The organism is Shewanella sp. FDAARGOS_354 (genome assembly GCF_002209245.2).
Taxonomy (GTDB): domain Bacteria; phylum Pseudomonadota; class Gammaproteobacteria; order Enterobacterales; family Shewanellaceae; genus Shewanella; species Shewanella xiamenensis.
Window position 1 is genome coordinate 697,656 of record NZ_CP022089.2, and the last position, 18,535, is coordinate 716,190.

16 protein-coding genes and 1 pseudogene are annotated in these 18,535 nt (G+C 46.3%); 7 read left to right on the plus strand and 10 right to left on the minus strand.

From position 1 onward, the window contains the following. Positions 1 to 10 precede the first annotated feature (10 nt). A complete protein-coding gene (locus CEQ32_RS03235; protein WP_088585497.1) occupies positions 11 to 934 on the minus strand; it encodes an IS5-like element ISSpu11 family transposase in 924 nt (307 codons plus the stop codon). Between the two features lie 81 nt (positions 935 to 1,015). Here CEQ32_RS03235 and CEQ32_RS03245 point away from each other — a divergent pair. Beyond that, positions 1,016 to 1,192: pseudogene (locus CEQ32_RS03245) on the plus strand (GlyGly-CTERM sorting domain-containing protein); the annotation flags it as partial. A gap of 629 nt (positions 1,193 to 1,821) precedes the next feature. On the opposite strand, the gene CEQ32_RS03250 reads toward CEQ32_RS03245, so the two are convergent. The 3 genes from CEQ32_RS03250 to CEQ32_RS03260 all read right to left on the minus strand — a co-directional run bounded on the left by CEQ32_RS03250 (position 1,822) and on the right by CEQ32_RS03260 (position 5,029). Next, positions 1,822 to 2,754, minus strand: a complete 933-nt coding sequence (locus CEQ32_RS03250) for a GGDEF domain-containing protein (protein ID WP_069454808.1) — start codon at positions 2,752 to 2,754, stop codon at positions 1,822 to 1,824. Between the two features lie 199 nt (positions 2,755 to 2,953). Continuing rightward, positions 2,954 to 4,744, minus strand: coding sequence for a DUF3413 domain-containing protein (locus tag CEQ32_RS03255; RefSeq protein ID WP_088585499.1), 1,791 nt, complete (start codon positions 4,742 to 4,744; stop codon positions 2,954 to 2,956). A gap of 66 nt (positions 4,745 to 4,810) precedes the next feature. Next, positions 4,811 to 5,029 (minus strand): YejL family protein, encoded by a 219-nt coding sequence (locus CEQ32_RS03260; protein WP_011622981.1) that lies wholly within the window; start codon positions 5,027 to 5,029, stop codon positions 4,811 to 4,813. A gap of 77 nt (positions 5,030 to 5,106) precedes the next feature. Between CEQ32_RS03260 and yejK the strand changes: the two genes are divergently transcribed. After that, positions 5,107 to 6,135, plus strand: a complete 1,029-nt coding sequence (gene yejK, locus CEQ32_RS03265; RefSeq protein WP_037418093.1) for a nucleoid-associated protein YejK — start codon at positions 5,107 to 5,109, stop codon at positions 6,133 to 6,135. 124 nt (positions 6,136 to 6,259) lie between these two features. Here the strand turns inward: yejK and ccpA are convergent, their stop codons facing one another. Further along, on the minus strand, positions 6,260 to 7,261 hold the full coding sequence (ccpA, locus tag CEQ32_RS03270; RefSeq protein WP_037418098.1) for a diheme cytochrome c5 peroxidase CcpA: 1,002 nt from the start codon (positions 7,259 to 7,261) through the stop codon (positions 6,260 to 6,262). A 503-nt stretch (positions 7,262 to 7,764) separates the two neighbouring features. On the opposite strand from ccpA, the gene CEQ32_RS03275 reads away from it, so the two are divergent. Both CEQ32_RS03275 and CEQ32_RS03280 read left to right on the plus strand, forming a co-directional pair. Beyond that, positions 7,765 to 8,640, plus strand: a complete 876-nt coding sequence (locus tag CEQ32_RS03275; protein ID WP_037426454.1) for a 6-pyruvoyl trahydropterin synthase family protein — start codon at positions 7,765 to 7,767, stop codon at positions 8,638 to 8,640. Positions 8,641 to 8,705: 65 nt separating this feature from the next. Continuing rightward, the gene (locus CEQ32_RS03280) at positions 8,706 to 9,626 is read left to right on the plus strand and encodes a M23 family metallopeptidase (RefSeq protein WP_192959148.1); all 921 of its coding nucleotides are present in this window, start codon (positions 8,706 to 8,708) and stop codon (positions 9,624 to 9,626) included. A gap of 70 nt (positions 9,627 to 9,696) precedes the next feature. Here the strand turns inward: CEQ32_RS03280 and CEQ32_RS03285 are convergent, their stop codons facing one another. The 3 genes from CEQ32_RS03285 to CEQ32_RS03295 form a co-directional block, all read right to left on the minus strand. Next, positions 9,697 to 9,957, minus strand: a complete 261-nt coding sequence (locus CEQ32_RS03285; RefSeq protein ID WP_011626406.1) for a DUF5062 family protein — start codon at positions 9,955 to 9,957, stop codon at positions 9,697 to 9,699. Between the two features lie 232 nt (positions 9,958 to 10,189). Further along, on the minus strand, positions 10,190 to 10,804 hold the full coding sequence (locus CEQ32_RS03290) for a VOC family protein (protein ID WP_037426451.1): 615 nt from the start codon (positions 10,802 to 10,804) through the stop codon (positions 10,190 to 10,192). Between the two features lie 66 nt (positions 10,805 to 10,870). After that, positions 10,871 to 11,386, minus strand: a complete 516-nt coding sequence (locus CEQ32_RS03295) for a L,D-transpeptidase family protein (protein ID WP_050991306.1) — start codon at positions 11,384 to 11,386, stop codon at positions 10,871 to 10,873. Between the two features lie 156 nt (positions 11,387 to 11,542). On the opposite strand from CEQ32_RS03295, the gene CEQ32_RS03300 reads away from it, so the two are divergent. Continuing rightward, positions 11,543 to 12,412: an ion transporter gene (locus CEQ32_RS03300; RefSeq protein WP_037426445.1), complete on the plus strand. Its 870-nt coding sequence runs from the start codon at positions 11,543 to 11,545 to the stop codon at positions 12,410 to 12,412. Between the two features lie 103 nt (positions 12,413 to 12,515). Here the strand turns inward: CEQ32_RS03300 and ppx are convergent, their stop codons facing one another. Then, positions 12,516 to 14,033, minus strand: coding sequence for an exopolyphosphatase (ppx, locus tag CEQ32_RS03305; protein ID WP_037426443.1), 1,518 nt, complete (start codon positions 14,031 to 14,033; stop codon positions 12,516 to 12,518). A gap of 42 nt (positions 14,034 to 14,075) precedes the next feature. Next, a complete protein-coding gene (gene ppk1, locus CEQ32_RS03310) occupies positions 14,076 to 16,238 on the minus strand; it encodes a polyphosphate kinase 1 (RefSeq protein ID WP_088585500.1) in 2,163 nt (720 codons plus the stop codon). 319 nt (positions 16,239 to 16,557) lie between these two features. Here ppk1 and yegD point away from each other — a divergent pair, with 319 nt between their 5' ends. Both yegD and CEQ32_RS03320 read left to right on the plus strand, forming a co-directional pair. Continuing rightward, positions 16,558 to 18,012, plus strand: a complete 1,455-nt coding sequence (gene yegD, locus CEQ32_RS03315; RefSeq protein WP_055648432.1) for a molecular chaperone — start codon at positions 16,558 to 16,560, stop codon at positions 18,010 to 18,012. A 22-nt stretch (positions 18,013 to 18,034) separates the two neighbouring features. Further along, positions 18,035 to 18,532, plus strand: a complete 498-nt coding sequence (locus CEQ32_RS03320; protein ID WP_086024101.1) for a CreA family protein — start codon at positions 18,035 to 18,037, stop codon at positions 18,530 to 18,532. The last annotated feature ends 3 nt before the right edge of the window (positions 18,533 to 18,535 follow it).

The following is an 18,535-nucleotide window of genomic DNA, read 5'->3' on the forward strand; positions in this document are numbered from 1 at the left end:
CGTCTAAATATCAAACTACACGGTAAGTTACAGGCATGCCTAGCCCTGTAAGCTTGTTCAAAGCCTTTATCATCGCGTAAGTTTCTCCCACCTGACCGTTATAATTTCGCAGGCTCAATCTACCACCAAGTAATTGCTTTACCCTGTACATGGCAGTTTCTGAGATTGACCGCCGATGATAACCATACCGTTTTTTCCACTGCTTATTTGAACCATAAAGCTGTTGCCAACTGACCGCTAAGTTACGCGGATGTCCGTGTTCCCAGAGTGCAGCACCGTCCCTCGGTGGAATGAGTACTAAAGCGCGTTTTCTACGAACCGCATCGTGACAGGCTCTTGTGTCGTAAGCACCATCACCTGAAATATTTCGGATTTTTCGATGGGTTTGCTTGAGCAAATTCGGCATAACTTCAGCATCAGTGACGCCGGATAAACTCAGTTCTGCTGCAATAATTTCATGGCTATGGGTATCGACGGCGATATGCAGCTTACGCCACACGCGGCGCTTGCCATCTGTGCCATGTTTCTTCACTTTCCACTCACCTTCGCCATAAACCTTCAAGCCTGTCGAATCGATAGCCAAGTGCTCAATGGTGCCACGCGTCTTGGTTTTAAAAGCAATCTTGACGGCTTTCGCTCGTTTGCTGATACAAGTGTAATGTGGGCACGAAAGCGGAATATCAGCCAGTTTAAACACCGAGTTGATAAAGCCTTGTAACGCTCGCAGTGGCATAGAGAAAACACGTTTAACCATTAGTGCGGTGGTAATGGCTAAGTCGCTAAATACGTGTGGGCGACCTTTCCTTGGTTGCTCAGCCTTAGCTTTCCACTGGGCGATAGCGTCCTCATCAATCCAGAAGGTAAGTGAGCCACGATTAATTAAGGCTTGATTGTATTGCTTCCAGTTAGTTGTTTTATAGCGAGGTTTTGACACGATTGATGGGTGAGTTGATAGGCTATGCCGATCAGATCACCAGCTATGGTTTTAGTTCAACTGATTTAGGAAACAAAGCCCGATATGATCACTAATTTAGACGCCGAATTAGCCCGCTTTAAAACCCGTGTGAAAGAAGAACATATTGCGACCATAGAACATAAACAAGGTTATAGCGGCGGTGGCAGTTTATCCCTATTAATCCTTTCGCTACTGGGTATATTTGCGCTTCGCCGTTTAACTATCTGCCGAGAATAGTTGAGTTGGGGTTATTTAGTGAGATAGGGAAGGTTAGTTAGGATGATATTTATGCCGTTAAGAGACTGCATTATTGATGCTAATCTTAACTAACCATTACACGGTTAATCCGGTTAAAGGCTTTTGCCCCAAGTAAGATAAGTTTGTCGTCAGGTGTGTAGGATGAATTGTCATTGTTTCCCCTGTGACAGGCCGCCATTTTATTTCACAAGAAGCATCCCTGAGGGCTCGACGGCGGCATCCATGCCGCCAACGGTCACAGTTGCAACAATGCCAATCTTAATGACCATTGAACTGTTCATCTGGCTAAAAGCTTTTGACCCATTATGTGTTTCGGGTCGTTAGCTCAACCGAAAATTCCCACACCTGCTACCATACATATTCTTATCTATTTGCCTATGTTTGGCCTTACCAGAAATCGACTAACAATGTATGGGTATATGGGCTATCCAGTACACCTGACGACAAATTTGTCTTGAATTGAGGAATAAACTGTTAAGCCGCGAAACCATTCTATTGGACTATAAAGCAGGCTCAATGGCGATAAAAACTGCCTTACTGGCTAAAAATGCTTATCCGATCTTGAGTCTTAAGCTGAATTTAAATGGCTAAACTTTCTTTGAGCTGGTTTATTCCGCATCACAGACTCGATTTCTGCCTGTGCGTTTCGCTCGCATCATGGCCTGATCAGCATTATTAAATAGGGTCTCCAAGAGTGCTTGTGCTTCATCGGGATGATTGATTTGAGGCAAGATCAAGGATGATATGCCGAAGCTTGCAGTGCAATGAATCCTGTGTCCATCAAGGTAAAGTGGCTGTGTATCAAATCCATGGCGAATAGACTCTGCAATTTGCCATGCTTGTTCATGTTGGGTGTTGGGTAAAATCAGCCCAAATTCTTCGCCACCTAAACGAGCAAGAATATCATTTGTTCTCAGTTTAGTTTGCGTCAGCTGTGCGATATGGATAAGGGCAGCATCGCCTGTAGCATGTCCCCATTGATCATTGACGCGCTTAAAATGGTCAATATCAAACATAATAAACGCCAGCGCTTGGCCTGACTGATGTGCTATAGGGTGCCCAAAATGGAAAAAGGCGCGGCGATTGTAGAGTTTTGTGAGTTCGTCGGTATTTGCAAGGCGTTCTGCGATGAACTTAGCCTCGATTAATGCCTGTTCCATGTGTTTACGTTCAGTGATATCAGTGGCGATTTCTATCCGCACCAGGCGGCCATCGGTCCAACGAATCGCTTGATCTCGACACTGGTACCAACGCTTATTTTGGGTATTTTGAAACTCCCATACATGTACACCAGTGGCGTCGCCCTCGGGCCCAATCAGTTTGTGGTTGGTGCAAAAAGCACAGGGACTATTTTGGCCTGCTTGGAGGAGTTGATAGCACTTTTTACCCGCGGGTTTGCCCCAAATGGCCGTTCCATAATCGTTTAAATACAGTAGCTCATAGTTGTGTAAATCAGAAACGTAGACCAGCGCATCTAGGCTGTTAAGGATGGTATGAATGGCGTCAAAGGCTTGATTCTGATCGTTTTTAATAAGAGTCATGGAATGAAATCAGCCAAATAAAAATATCATTTATGAGTCATATAGTTATTTTAGCATTTAATGGACTAACTGTCTGATATTAGTTTAGTAATGGTGTGATTAATGTGATCAAGTTGTTGGCTTTTCAACACGCTACTCGCAATGAAATTGTTAAAACAAAAAGCCCTAAGTGATTTAGGGCTTTGAGGTAAAATACTTTTTAGTGATTGTAAAGGCGCCTGCCTTCGCGCATCACTTGAATAAGCTCAGGTGCGCTCATCTTTTTGTACAGTCTGTGCTCAAAGTTTTCATCGTAAATGCGGTATTTGCCATGGCGGTCGATGACGGTGATTTCCGACTGTTGGTAAATGGCAAAAATGCGACTGTCACCGATGTAAATCCAGGTTTCTTGGCTTGGTTGCAACAGGCTACGGCCCGCACTGTAGTCTGTGGGGTTATTGGTACAGCCTAAGACATGGGTCATTAAAGTGGGAACGATACCATAGTGGCTAGTGCGATAGTTAACCGTGCTAGCTCCTACATTTGGCCAGTGGATAACCAGTGGGACTCTAACGCTATCTGGTGACAAATTACGCAGCGCTTCGTCACTATTGCTGGTAAACATTTTGCCGTTGACGCCGGTGATCACCACTAAGGTATCGCTAGGTAATTGACTTACAATCGATTGAATTTGCTTATCAATAAAATTCAATGATTGGCGATATTGGTTAAATAATACCTTTTGCGCGGGTTGTAAATTCGCATCGGCTTTGACAGTTTCGATACCGAGGAAGCCTACCGGTGTATCAAAATTCTCGGGTGCTTTAAGGTTTACTAGAGCAAACCAAGGACGTTGTTGCACGCTTTGCCACTGTGTAAAGTGGCCAACACTAAGAATATCCGCCTCGGCACTGCCATTGGTTTCTTTGGCAATGACGGGGGTAAAGTCATTAAACATGGCCTGGGCTGCACGCAAATTCAGATTGGTTTCTGGGATAAACAAGCCTAGTTCATAACCTTCCTGCTTAAAGCTGCGGGTGATGATTGGACTTGTAGTATTGAAGATGCGTGCATCGCCATAGCTGCCTTGTAAACCATAAAGTAGGGAGAACATGCCCGTCTTAAATTGATTGCCGCCACTGTAGTGGTGAGTAAAATTCTGATTCTGCTCGGTGTATTGATGCAAAAACGGCATGGTCTTGGCGTCCACCATATCGGCACGTAAGCTGTCGATGGTTAGCATTAATACGTTTGGTTTATTATCCGCTTGGCATTGCAGTGGCTGGATAGGATAGCTGAGCACATTAGTGGCATGATTTGCGTCATCATCGATTTGGGATGAACCGTCAATGCCGTGGCTTTCCATAAAGCTACGAGCCGTTGCGGGGTACGACAGCGGATACGTGTCATCGAAACGGGTGATTTCGGTGATATCAGCGGCATCGGCCCAAATATGGATCAAATGGCTGCTAACAAAGCATACTCCAACAAAGGCTATGACTTTATTGCCAAGATTGAGTTTTTGGATTTTTTCAATCCGTTTCCACAGGAAGTTCGCCGCCGTTAGCTCAATCACCAAAATGGCGATGGGCGTGACGATATAAGACGTACCGTGGAGTAGGGCGCTCAAATCGGCCCAGGCTAAATCAAAGGCGAAGGGACTTAAGTGCATGCCGTAATCGGCATAAACAATCGTGTCATACAATAAAATACACAGGCTTAAGGTCGCAATAACGGCCGCTAAGCCTCTGAGTATCTTGGAGTAAGGTAAGATTAACGTCAGTGGGAATAGGCAGATCAAGTAGGCGATAAAAGCAAGAAAACTGAACTGGCCAATGGTGCTGACGGCGAGATAGCCCCAGCCAAACCAGGTTTCGGGATAACCCACACTACTTAAATAGCGTGTGCCGACGATCATAGCCAATAGGCCATTAAAGAAGGCGAACCAATGTCCCCAGTTGATAAGTCGCGATACGCGATCGCGGCTCATTTGTTTTTTTCGCTCGACCATAGTGATCCGCTTATTCCTAAAAGGCGTTGTATCTTATGCTGTTTTAATCATTGTTACTCGACTAACTTAATTGGATTTCACCGATTGTGCGAGCGCTTTCGCAAATTGTTCTGCGACCGCTTGGCGAGATTCGCTTGGCACTTTGCGCTCGAGCAGGTGAGTGACACAGTTGCCTAGCGCCATCAGGCTTAAGTCAGTAGGAGCTTTGTGCTTTTCGAGTACCGCTAAAATTTCGGCGATTAATGATTCAACTTGTGCGTTTGAGTATTTCGATTGGATTGCCATAATCAAAAAATGTTTCACTTTGGAATGGATTAGCGGCATATAATAGCGGATTTATTCCAGCATCACTATCAGGGCTTATGAGTATTAACATCGAACAAGCAATTATTCACGAGATTTCCCAGGACAGTCAGGGTCAATTACGCTGCCGTTTACGTCCTCAACCTCTGCTGAACGGTCAGGCTGTCGAGATGATGCTCGAAGAGTTGCATCAGACTTATACCAGCAAATCCGGCAAAGGATTCGGTTATTTTGGTATTCACGGTGATGATGGTGAGGCTAATCCGGCGTTTGCCAATGCGCTAAAGGAATACCGTGCAGGGGATTTAGGTTTCGTCGAATTTACCGGCCAAGCCAGTAAGTTGTTGCAGGAAGAGTTGGCAAAATATGATTTTAGCCAAGGCGGATTCTTGTTGATGTCCTGCTACACCAACATGGCGAGTGATTATTTGTTTGTGGCGCTGCTCAGTGCAAAATCGTCAATGACGGTACTCGATGATATGGAGCTGTCACAAAATAACCATTTGGATTTAAACAATATCCAATTGGCTGCGCGAATCGATCTCACCGAATGGCAGGCTGATAAAGATTCTCGCAAGTACATCTCCTTTATCCGTGGGCGTGCAGGCCGTAAAGTGGCGGACTTCTTCCTCGACTTTATGGGCTGTGTCGAAGGGGTGAATACCAAGGCGCAAAACAAAACCTTGATGAACGCGGTGGAAGACTTTGTCGCCAGTAGTGACCTGACCAAAGAAGAACGCCAGCAATGTCGTAATAAAGTGTTTGAATATTGCTCCGAGCGGTTCGACGAAGGCGCCGATATTGAGATCAAAGATTTAGCGGATGAGCTTGCCGATCAAGGTATGGAGTCTTTCTATGACTTTGCCCGTGGTGGCAGTTATGAGCTGGATGAAGAATTTCCCGCCGATAAATCGACCTTAAGACAATTGAAGAAGTTTTCGGGTACCGGTGGCGGAGTCACCATTAGCTTCGATGGTGGCCATTTAGGTCAGCGAGTGATTTACGATCCGATTTCCGACACAATTTTGATTAAAGGCGTGCCGGCAAACTTAAAAGATCAGCTAGATAGACGTCTTAAGGGCGAATAAGCCGCTTGGGATAATATCGCTTAAGCTTTAAGCGTCAGCTTTTAAGCACCAAGCATTAAACAAAAAGGCCGAGGAGTTTATCCTCGGCCTTTGTTTTATGCTAAATGCTTCTTAGGTTTAATCCTTATTTTGCTCCTGTCGCAAAAGGTACTGGGCGCGGAGTCTCTTTATTCGATGGGGGGAGGATCGGCAGGGTGATCTGTGGCTGTTCACCTGTCAGTGAATTTAAGAACGCTACCATTTCCTTGGTTTCCTTGTCGGTAAGCTTTTGCCCTAACTGAATATCCGCCATGGTATTTACCGCTTCTTCGAGCGTCCATACACTGCCATCGTGGAAGTAGGGGTAGGTGAGCTCGATATTGCGCAGTGTCGGTACCTTAAACACAAACTTATCCGCATCCTTACCCGTTACACCTTTACGTCCTTCGGCGGGGTTATTGGTGTGGAACGGTTTGATTAAGCCCATCTTCATAAACATAGTGCCACCGACCGCAGGGCCGTTGTGGCAGCTGACGCAGCCTTTGTCCTTAAACAGTTGGTAACCCGCTTTGGCTTCGCTGCTTATCGCATCCTGTTTACCTAATAGATATTGATCGAATGGGCTATTTGGCGTGACTAAGGTTTTTTCGAAGGCGGCAATGGCATCGGTTAAGCGGTCAATATCGACTTTTTCATCGCCGTAAACCTTGGCAAAGCGGGCACGGTAAGCGGGCATTGAGGCAATGGTTTCGGTGGCGAGTTCATGGGTAAAGCCCATTTCTTTGGGGTTGGCAATTGGGCCCGCGGCTTGTTCTTTTAAGTCGCTGGCGCGGCCATCCCAGAATTGCGCCAGCATAAAGTCAGCATTTAGCACGGTCGGAGAGTTTATTGGGCCTTCTTGCCAATGGTGACCAATCGATGTGGGCAGGGCATCCACGCCGCCGGTGGAGAGGTTGTGGCAAGAGTTACAGGAAATAAAACCTGATTTAGACAGCCTTGGTTCAAAAAACAGCATTTTACCCAGCTCCACCTTTTCGGGTTCAGTGATTTTTGCTGGGGAAATGACTTCAATCGGTTCGGCGGCAACGGCATAGCTACTCGCTACTATAGCTGTGAGGGTTATCGCGATAGCGGTAAGTTTTGTCATCTGGTTTTCTCCCTTATTAACCTTGTTAGTTGTATGGTTTATAGGGCGATAGTAACGACTAAAATGGCTTAGGGATAACGCCTTGTTTCGATTGGGTCTATCGCTGTTGTGGATTAGATTTTTGTGAGCTAATTCGCTGTTTTTACTCGATTAACTTTGTAGGGTTTGCGGTGTTTCGTTTAGGGGTTTGCTTGCTAATCTGTAGTGTCTATTAGTGTGCGGCTGAAACTATCTGTCGGTCACGATATGGCCGATTAAACGGTTTGCGTTATTTTGTGTTTGTTACTCATGCGATAGCAAACTATGGTGGGCTAAGTTCGTTTACACATGTCTTAAGATAAAAAGTATCTAAGAAAGGATTCATTTGTCGCGGGGCGAAGCAGAATTGATTAGAATCCTTATTATTTGGGTAAGCTTGGTGTCTGTCCAAGTGAGCGTGCTCGGCCATCGCTAAGTGGCGCAATCCCTATTAAGGCGGACTGTTTTTCTGCCGAGGAGAGTCAATGCAACTGTTTGTAAAAGATTTAACCGTGATCGATTTTTCTTACCTGTGCCCAAAGCGTGGCATGGTGGGGGAAAGCTGGATTGTTGATGTCGTATTAGAAGGCGGTCTAGACGAGCAAAATATGGTGCTCGATTTTGCCAAGGTCAAACGTGCGATTAAGCACACGATTGATGCGGTGGCCGATCATCGTTTATTGGTGCCTACTGCCTGCAGCGGCGTGCGTTGGCAGCAGCAGGGCGATCGGGTGTGGATGGATTTTGAAAGCGCGCTCGGTGAGATCCACTTAGCTTGCCCTTCCCAAGCCTTTGCACTCGTTCCATCGGAACAGATTGATATTCCAAGCGTTAACGCCTTTTTACAAAAAGCCTTACGGGAAACTCTGCCCGATAATGTTGAAGGGATTAGCCTCACTTTAAGGCATGAGATCCTGAACGCGCCTTACTATCACTATAGCCATGGTTTGCGTAAACACGATGGTAATTGCCAGCGGATTGCCCACGGTCATCGCAGCCCAGTTCAAGTGTTTGAGAATGGAGTGTCCGCGCCGAAATGGGATGAGTATTGGGCCAAGCGTTGGCACGATATCTACCTCGGTAGCGAAGAGGATTTAGTCTCGGTGAAGACGTTAAACCTATCGCCACAAACGCGGATCAGCGATGACAGCCATTATGGTTTCCATTATCAAGCGCCTCAGGGGGATTTCCAACTGGCGATGCCCAAGGAATGTTGTGATTTGATCCCGCACGATACCACGGTCGAATTGCTGGCAGACTATATGGCAACCACTTTAGCCACGAAAGTGCCTTCAAGCCAATTTACTGTGATTGCCTACGAAGGTGTGGGTAAAGGCGCCATAGTGACCAAAGGGAATTAACCCTATCGATTTTTTAACGCCCTAATCTTTAGGGCGTTATTGTTTGAATAAGGATTTTTGAAAATATGCTAAACGCTGTACCTAATGCTCTACCTAAGTTGTTAAAAACGTTGCCGAACATGCCATCGCGCACCTGTAAGGCGGCGTTATTGTCACTTTTGGCCCTGTTTAGCTTATCGACTCAAGCACAAGTGAGTTTTGACGGTAAATTTGAACAAGGTGCATTAATTCGTGGTAAAGCCCCAGCGGGTACTCAGGTAAGTCTTAATGGCGAGGCCGTTAAAGTGACGCCTGATGGTCATTTTGCCTTTGGTTTTGATAGGGATGCGCAGCTGACTCAAGAATTACGTTTGATGTATCCCGATGGCTTAATTGAAGTTAAACCGTTAAATATCAAGAAGCGAGAGTACAATATTCAGAATGTTAAAGGGATCAGTAATAAGATTATGAAGCCCGATCCGGTGGCGCAGGAGCGGGCAGCAAAGGATACGGCGCAGGTCAAAGCGGCACGCGGGACTTTTAGTGAACAAATCGCGTTTTTACAGTCGTTTATTTGGCCATTAACTGGCAGGATCTCCGGTGTTTATGGCAGTCAGCGCATCTATAACGATGTGCCTGGCAACCCACATTTTGGTGTGGATGTCGCTGCGAAAACTGGCACTGTGGTGGTCGCACCCGCTGATGGGGTGATTAGCCTGTCGGTTCCCGATATGTTTTATTCAGGCGGGACTATGGTTATCGACCATGGCTATGGCGTGAGTTCAAGTTTTTTACACTTAAGCAAACTCTATGTGAATGCGGGCGAAACCGTTAAGCAAGGGCAAGCTGTGGCTGAAGTTGGGGCGACAGGACGAGCGAATGGTCCGCATTTAGATTGGCGATTGAATTGGTTCCAAATGCGCCTCGATCCGACAACCATAGTGCCACCGATGGCCACTGTGTTGGCGGCGGAACAAGCACAGAAAGTGCAAAAAGTCGCGAAGTAACTCCCGCGTCTATTTCTTATTTCCACACAGGGCACCCAATCATTGGTGCCCTGTTTTTGTGTTTGAGTGCTTATTGCAATAAAGGATGGTCAGTCGGCAGATGGCGGATGATCCACAGTACCAGTTTGTGCTTCATATTCGGGCCGTCTTCTTTATCTTTTGCTAAGGGTTGGATCAGATTATCGGTCACTAAAAGTCGATAAATACATTCCACTTTATCCTTGGGCGACACACCCTTGTCAAAGTCATCAAAACCGCGTTTTTTGGCGTAGCCGATCCCAATTTCGAGGGCGAGTTTGAGTAGCTGTGCCTCGTGCTTATGTGGCTTCATGTGCTGCATCCTTATGGGTATCACGGCAATGCGCATCGGCGACTCCCGTGGTCGATAACACAAAATCGAGAAAATCTAATGACTAACCAAAGTGTTAATAGCTTGAATCTAGGCTATTTCAACCGTTATTGCTGCTGATTTTTTCGCAAACTGCCTGTTTCATGCAATCCATTATATGTCATTGGAATTGCTGTCACATTCCTAATGTCAACGGTTTGCGCCTCGATTGATCTTATATCTCCGCCTGTTCGCTGGCGATAACCGCTTTAATGCTGTGCGGGTGGATTTTGATACAGACATCGGCTCGTTTAAAGGCGATGGTGGGGTTAGCTAAGCGTTCTTTATCGCCCTTAGGTGAGCTAAATTTCACTTTTATTGGCGCTTCGGTTAAGGATGCCGAATGCCCTTGGAGTAATTGCACAAGTGAGGGGCTCAAATGAGTCAGTTCTTGGCTTAGACTGTCGCAGTCCTGTGCAGTGGATGGCAATACCAGCTCGATATGCTCCCAGCCTTCTTGAGGATAAACGGTATCGCCAGGATAGGGGAGTTCGACACAGTCGATGCTAAAGTTGCCGAGTCTTAAGGGCTTATCCAGTTCAATGATCAGGATTGTGCGACCATTAATTTGATTATCCGAGATGATCCGCCCGCGGGCACTTAAGGCTTGCTTGAGTGCATCTGCAGCGGCGATACTGTTCACCCTCAGGGCGACATGATCGCAATGCAATGCTTTATCTGCTAAGCCCAATTGGTCTAGAAACGCCAATATCTTCGCCTCAAATTCAGGCCATGTCTGTTCTAATGCTTTGAAGCTCAATACATTAGCTTCTGTGTTTGCTGTTGACATCAAAAATCCTTAAAGCAGGTAACACAAATAAAAACGCCCATTTAACTGGGCGTATTCTGTGATGGCTTAGGGCCAAATCTCGATGGGTGTACCTTCATCAACGGCTTTCCACACTTCGTCCATCTCGGCGTTAGTAATGGCGATACAACCATCGGTCCAGTTGTATTGCTGTGCTTGCTCAGGAGGGAGAGGCGAGCGTGGGTTCTGGCCATGGATCATGATCATGCCACCGGGTCTGATCCCTAGCGCCTTGGCTCTTAACTTATCTTCTTCATTCGGATAAGAAATATGGATGGACTTATAATAGGCGCTATCGGACTTTTTATAGTCCAGAATATAACGGCCCTGTGGTGTACGTTGGTCACCTTCAGTCAACTTATGGCCTGTCGGCAAGTCACCCATAGCAATGCGGTATTGTTTCAGGACTTTGCCATCCCTTAATAAGGCCATATTGGATTCAGACTTAGTGATTACCACTAAATCGACTTTGCCAATACTCGATGAGGCGAGCACTTGGGGAGAAATCAGTGCGGCGAGAGTTAATGCCACAGTAATGGATTTGGAAAGTAGTGGTACGCGCATGTCTTCCTCTAAAATGACGCTGTTAACGCTTTTTTGCGCATCATACCGCAAATTTTTGCCAATGTGAGTAGATAATTTTGAGCGAGTAGCAATTGCATGGCAGACTTTGGAAATTAGGAGCAGATAACGCTATTTACCGCAAGGATGTTTTCCCCTATGTCAAACCATTCGCTTGAAAAACTGGACACTGAAAGCCCATTTAAACGTAAGTTACGCATCATTATTTTTGGTACCGATACACCCGCAGGCCGCTATTTTGATCTTGGTCTGATCATTTGTATTGTACTGAGTGTGGCGTTGGTGTTTCTTGACACAGTGGAAGCGTTTCATCGGGATTATGGACACATTATTCGGGTGTTAGAGTGGGTGTTTACGCTGATTTTTACCGTTGAATACGGTTTGAGGCTTTATTGCGCGACCCATCCAGTACTGTATGCCCGCAGTTTTTATGGGTTAGTGGATTTATTATCGGTACTGCCCAGTTATCTCGCGCTCTTTATTCCTGGAGCAAATTTCACCTTAGTGATTCGTGTGCTGCGACTTTTTCGGATTTTTAGGGTGCTTAAATTACTGCGCTACTTAAGCGAGGGTAATTTGCTGCTTAAGGCGATGATGCAATCTAGTCGTAAAGTGTTCCTATTTTTCTTTTCGGTGAGTTTAATCATCATGGTATTAAGTGCCGTGATGTATGTCGTTGAGGGGCCTGAGAATGGCTTTAGCTCTATTCCTAAGTCAGTATATTGGACTATTGTGACCATCACGACGGTAGGGTACGGAGATATCACGCCGAAAACCGAACTAGGCCAAGCGATTGCCGCATTTACCATGTTGCTGGGTTACTCCATTATTGCGATCCCTACGGGCATTTTAACCGCAGAAATTTCCCAAGAAGCGGGACGGCATAGGGATCTGCGTACTTGTAATCAATGCCATAAAATGGGTCATGATTTAGATGCAACCTACTGTAATCGCTGTGGTTGTGAGCTTGATAACCTCGAGATCCCTCAAGGGAAGGGGGATAAATAGCATAAGGCATTTATCAGTTCATCCCTTAGAGCTCTCAATGTCTCTGAGGGATGAAATGCTTTTATTCACTGGCGATGCTGTTTAGCATGCCACTTTTTACTTCTTACGGTTTATCTTGGCGCTGCTCAAGGCTTGAAACAAAACGCAGCTGCATCCCTAGGGCTGCCATTTGTTTTTGCTCTCGCTGCAAGTCTTTCATAAACAAACTTATTTTACGCTTGTGGCTAGGGAGCACTAGCATGAGGCCATCTGGAACCACTTGGATTTTCTCAAGCACTAGGGCTTTGGCAATTCGGCCTAAATGCACTAACACCGCCAAGCGCAGTAGACAGGCGAGACGAATGAGGGTGAGTTTGTGGCTAGGCTCTAATTCGGCCAGTAGCAATTCATTGGGTTTCTTACGGTGGTTGGCGATTAGTCTGGCTAAATCCTGTTGCAGCGCTTCACTAAAACCCGGTAAGTCACTGTTACTAATGATATAAGCACCGTGTTTGTGTAATGCCTTGGAGTTAATGTGTAACCCAATTTCATGCAGGGTCGCAGCGTAGGAGAGTAAGCGTGCATGGGGTCTTAATCCCCATTCATCGGCGACTTGCTCAAACAGCGCCATGGCGGTGTCACGCACTTTAGCCGCATGGGGCATATCCACATGGTAAAGCTGGGCAATACTGTCAACGGTGCGGTGGCGAATGTCTTGATATTGGCCGATTTTGGCTAATTCGTAGAGCACGCCTTCGCGCAGGGCGCCTGGACTAAACTCCAATTGCTCAATGGGTAAACGTCTAAAAAAGCTGATTAAAATAGCAAGGCCAGCAGGTACTAGCGGCGTGCGTTTATCATCGACATTGGCAAAGTGCACTTGGCTGATGTGTCCGCACTTGATCAGTTTCAGCTTTAATTGTTTGAGGCGGGCGAGGGTGACGATTTCATCACCATGTTCTTCTTGGATTGCTTCGCAAATAGCTTTTACGGTGCCAGAGCTGCCGAGCACTAAGTCCCAATCGCCACTGAAATATTCCTTCGACAGTGAAGCAAATTGTTTGTCGGCAGCGCTTTGCGCACCGCGAAACGACGCTGGAGTAATTTGGCCATCGATAAAAAAGCGTTCATTAAAACTCACGCAGCCACAGCGTAGGCTCGATAAATGGGTAGGGGTATTTTTTTGCCCGAGCACTACTTCGGTAGAGCCGCCACCGATATCGATAACGATATTACGTTTCCCAAGTACTTGGCTTTGGGCAATGCCGTTATAAATGAGCCGCGCTTCTTCATGGCCAGAAATCACCTCCACTGGGTAGGGCATAATACGCAGCGCTGCCTCAATAAACTGCTCACGGTTTTTAGCCACTCTTAAGGTGTGGGTGGCGACTAAGCGTACCTGTGCTTGGTCGAGGTTTGAAAAACGCTGATTAAAGTCCCGTAGGCAATTTAGGCCGCGTTCGATAGCATCAGCACTGAGAATATTTTGCGCATTGAGGCCTGTCGCTAACTGAACTTGCTGTTTTTCTTTGTGTAATATCTGCAAACTGCCGTCTTGCTCTCGGGCGATAACCAAGTGAAAACTGTTTGAGCCCATGTCGATGGCGACAAAGTGTCGCGGCTGTGAATGTGTGGCAACCAATCGGATTATCCTTAGGCAATCGAGACTAAAATAAAGCCAGCGTTAGCTGGCTTTGGCCTGTAATGCGGGATCGAGAGTCAGTGCTTGTGCTTGCTCTGCTTCAAGCTTTGCAGCTTCCCGTTGGGCGTTTAATTCTTGCTGTAACCGCTTTTCATAATTAATCAGATATTGATAAATGGCAATTTGAGAACGCACTTTACGTTTATTACCGCGATTACGATAAGGATTACTCTGTTCCTTATTGATAATGCGAGCCTTAGTATTATCGTTGAATTGTAACGATAAAATATCCATCACCATTTGTTTTAGACGCGGATCATAGATTGGTACGCTCACTTCAACACGGTTATCAATATTGCGGCTCATCCAATCGGCGGAGCAAATAAACAACTTATTTTCACCACCCGCGTGAAATAGCATCACCCGAGAGTGCTCCAAAAAGCGGTCGACAATACTGTAGACTTCGATGTTATCGCTGATCCCCGGAATTTGCGGTATCAGCGAGCAAATTCCGCGGATCAATAATTTGACTTTGACGCCCGCAGCCGATGCTTCATAGAGCTTTTGTACTAGAGACTCATCGAGTAAGTTATTCAATTTTAAAGTAATCGCCGCCTTAATATGGCTTTGGGCGTTAACAATCTCTTTATCAATCAAATGGGTGAGCTTTTGTCGCGCATCATAGGGTGACACAATCAAATGCTGGAAGTTATCACGGCGGTAGGGATGTTCAATTAAGTCGAACACTTGCTCCACTTCGCGGGCGATTTCCTGATTGGCGGTAAAGAGGGACAAATCGGTATAGACCCGTGCCGTGCCTTCGTTAAAGTTGCCTGAGCCGACATGGCAGTAAAGCTTCATTTCGCCTTGCTCTTCACGGCCAATTAAGCACAACTTAGAGTGTACTTTTAAGCTGGTGATCCCATGGTGGACCTTTACGCCGGCTTCGGCGAGTACTCGCGTCCATTCAATGTTGGATTGCTCGTCAAATCTAGCCCGTAGTTCTATTACCGCAGTGACTTGTTTACCATTTTTGACTGCATCGATAAGTGACTGCATCACATGGGATTTTTTCGCTACCCTGTACAGATTGATGCGAATAAACCGTACCGCAGGATCGTAGGCGGCTTGACGTACCATTTCCGTAAAGTGGGAGAACTTATGGTACGGATAATTAAGCATAATATCGCCCATTTTGATCGCATCGAAACTGTTGGCACTGCGGCCAAAGCCCGAGCTATTTAGCGCGGGCAGTTTCTCGTTTTCGAGGTAATCACGGCTGGGGTTGGGGAAGCCAATAAAGTCTTTGAAACTGTGGTAACGCCCGCCTGGGATCAAACATTCAGTAGAGCTGATATTTAAATTTTCCTTCAGCATTTCAAGCATATGTTCGGGCATTTCTTTGTCGTATACCAAACGCACAGGTTCAGCCGTCAGGCGCTTTTTCAGACCCTTGGTCATTTTTTCTAGCTGAGTTTGTTCTAGCTCATCGGTAATATCAAAATCCGCATCGCGGGTGAGCTTCATCGAATAAACTTCAATCGCATTGTATTCAAAAAACGGTCCAAACAACTCATCCACACAGTGGCGGATAATATTATCCAGCAGGATCAGGTATTTTTTGGCTTTAGATTTCTCTGCTGGTAACTCAATAAAACGCGGGACATTTTTGGTGGGTACCTCTACGAGAGCATATTGTCTGCGCAACTTAGTGTATAAGCATACGCAAAGGTAAGTTGCATCATCGTTGATATGTTTTACGAGGTCGCGATTGTTATTGACGATAAGCGGCGCTATATGGCGTTTAAAATGATCGCGAAAATGCTTTTTAAGCCAGTTACTATGGAAGTCGCTTAATTGTTTTTCATTAATTAACAATATATTACGGCGAACTAATTCGCGCATCAGCTCGGCATAGATACTGTCGAAACGCTCCTGCAGTGCCATCACTTTGGATTGAATTTTTGCCATTAAGTGACGACTATTACTACGCCCTTCCTGCAGGGAAGACAGTAATATAGAGCGCCTGACTGCTGCGACCCGCACCCGGAAAAACTCATCCATATTATTGGAGAATATACCCAAAAAGCGCACGCGCTCAACAATCGGCACATTGGGGTCGCAGGCCTCTTGCAGCACTCGCTCATTAAATGACAACCAAGAGAGTTCTTTATCAATCGACAGTTTATCGGTATTCGGGGACACTGCACAGCTCCTTTAAGCAAGCGTCATGGCGCAGTATACAATAGCATTCATACATCGGAGTGCAATCAGATTTACTGCTACAAATGAAGGGATTTAAAGGCAAATTCCCCTTCGGGCGAAAGTCATAAGTCCATAAAGATACGAACGGAATATGTCAGATTGATGACCATTGTGACAAAAATGTGACTTTAACTTAACGTTGGCTAGTCACGAGTTTACAAGGTAAAGGGTAGGATATGCACTAGGCTTTCTTTGGGATTGAGGCAAACTGTGTTAACGTGCTCGGCTTTTTATTGTGGTATGACTTAGAGGTAAGCGGATGTTTGTTGGATTTGATTATGGCAGTGCCAACTGTGCCGTTGGGATCATGCAGGGAGATGAAGTATCACTCTTACCAATATCCACCGATTCAACTTATTTACCGTCAACGCTATATGCGATGGACCGAGAGTTAATTGCCGAAGCCGTTTATCGCGCTCTTCCCACAGAATTAAAAGCCGATTATGCCCAAAAGCGCGCCGCGCAATTAAGCCGCGCCCGTATGGTACGTCATGAATTAGATCTCGATGCCGAGACGCCAGCGGTGTTTGTGGGTGAGCTGGCCGTGGCCGCGTATCTTGAAATGCCGGAAGAAGGTTTTTATGTCCGTTCGCCAAAATCCTTTTTAGGTGCAACTGGCCTTAGACCCGAGCAAGTCGCCCTGTTTGAAGACATAGTCACTTTAATGATGCAGTACATTAAAATGCGCGCCGAAGCCGTACTCGCCGAAAAGGGCGTAACATCCGCAGGCGAAGCCAGCATTACCCATGCAGTGATTGGTCGCCCGGTGAACTTTCAGGGTATTGGTGGTGAAGAGAGCAACCGCCAAGCCGAGGCCATTTTAACCTTAGCCGCGAAACGGGCGGGGTTTGTCGATGTGGCATTTCTGTTTGAGCCGCTTGCCGCGGGTATGGACTATGAAGCCAGCCTCAAATCCGATCAAACCGTACTGGTAGTCGACGTCGGTGGCGGTACCACCGACTGTTCTGTAGTTAAAATGGGGCCTAAGCATCAGGCGAATTTCGACCGCAGTGCCGATTGTCTTGGCCACAGCGGCCAGCGTATTGGTGGTAACGATCTGGATATCGCATTGGCGATGAATGCCTTTATGCCGCACTTTGGTTTAGGTTCGCTGATGAGTAATGGTAAACCTATGCCGAGTAATCCCTTTTGGAATGCGGTGGCAGTAAACGATATCAGTGCCCAGCGTGAGTTTGCCACCTTAAGCACTCGCAAGTTGATAGATGAACTGATCAAAGACGCTGAGCAGCCACATTTATTAAAAAGATTGCTCAAAGTGCAGCAACAACAGTTAAGCTACCAAATTGTACGTTTAGCCGAGCGAGCTAAAATAGCCTTGTCTGAGGCCCAAACAACTGAAAGTTCATTGGAATTTATTGAGGCCAAGCTCAATGTTGAAGTGAGTCGCGATTGTTTTGAAAATGCCATTGAACCGTCATTGACTAAGATAGAAGCCTTAATGCACCAAGCACTGACTCAGGCGGCCAAGAGTCTTGCTGGCAATGGATTAGCACCAGAAGAACTGGCTGTCGAGGCTGGAACCTATGAGTGCCAACCCGATGTGATTTATGTGACGGGCGGTACCGCACGAAGCCCAGCAATTTACGCTAAAATCACTAGCCTTTATCCCAATACGCCTGTGGTGGTTGGGGATCACTTTGGTTCGGTGACGGCTGGCTTAACGCGCTGGGCACAAAAGCGTTTTGCTCAATAGGATGATGAATAAGGATAAACAGATGAAGAAAGTTAATCAGGCTTTAATGTCTTTGCTGGCCGTGACGTTGGCGGGGACACTGCTCACGGGCTGTGGTGATGATGTGGGCAAAGTGAGCCTCGGTTTATTTACCACGAAAGACGTGATTATCGATGCCAAGCAAGACCCGAAAATCCCCGGTGTGACCTGCCATATTAGTCGTATCGAAGCGAATCTTGATTTTGCCGATCCCTCCGATATGGGCATTAGCTGCCGTCAAACGGGGCCGATTTCCGCCGCCGATATCGCCAAAATCGATAAGAGCAAACACGGCGAAGTAGTCTTTACCGAATCCTTAAGTATCTTATTTAAAACTTTAAAAGTGCGCCGAATTTACGATGCGCCCAATCAAACCCTGTTGTATTTGTCTTATTCAACCAAAGAGACTAATGGCAGCCACAAGCATGCCTTATCGACCGTGCCTTTATACGGCTCTCAGGCGTGGGTTGACCCCGCAATAAGTGCGGCGCAGCCAAAATAACCT

Coding starts and splice junctions, on each gene's coding strand:
- CEQ32_RS03280 (WP_192959148.1), top strand. CDS start 8,706: ATGCTAAACGCTGTACCTAATGCTCTACCTAAGTTGTTAAAAACGTTG.
- CEQ32_RS03300 (WP_037426445.1), top strand. CDS start 11,543: ATGTCAAACCATTCGCTTGAAAAACTGGACACTGAAAGCCCATTTAAA.
- CEQ32_RS03275 (WP_037426454.1), top strand. CDS start 7,765: ATGCAACTGTTTGTAAAAGATTTAACCGTGATCGATTTTTCTTACCTG.
- yegD (WP_055648432.1), top strand. CDS start 16,558: ATGTTTGTTGGATTTGATTATGGCAGTGCCAACTGTGCCGTTGGGATC.
- CEQ32_RS03255 (WP_088585499.1), bottom strand. CDS start 4,744: ATGGTCGAGCGAAAAAAACAAATGAGCCGCGATCGCGTATCGCGACTT.
- ccpA (WP_037418098.1), bottom strand. CDS start 7,261: ATGACAAAACTTACCGCTATCGCGATAACCCTCACAGCTATAGTAGCG.
- yejK (WP_037418093.1), top strand. CDS start 5,107: ATGAGTATTAACATCGAACAAGCAATTATTCACGAGATTTCCCAGGAC.
- CEQ32_RS03290 (WP_037426451.1), bottom strand. CDS start 10,804: ATGTCAACAGCAAACACAGAAGCTAATGTATTGAGCTTCAAAGCATTA.
- CEQ32_RS03250 (WP_069454808.1), bottom strand. CDS start 2,754: ATGACTCTTATTAAAAACGATCAGAATCAAGCCTTTGACGCCATTCAT.
- CEQ32_RS03295 (WP_050991306.1), bottom strand. CDS start 11,386: ATGCGCGTACCACTACTTTCCAAATCCATTACTGTGGCATTAACTCTC.
- CEQ32_RS03285 (WP_011626406.1), bottom strand. CDS start 9,957: ATGAAGCCACATAAGCACGAGGCACAGCTACTCAAACTCGCCCTCGAA.
- CEQ32_RS03320 (WP_086024101.1), top strand. CDS start 18,035: ATGAAGAAAGTTAATCAGGCTTTAATGTCTTTGCTGGCCGTGACGTTG.
- CEQ32_RS03260 (WP_011622981.1), bottom strand. CDS start 5,029: ATGGCAATCCAATCGAAATACTCAAACGCACAAGTTGAATCATTAATC.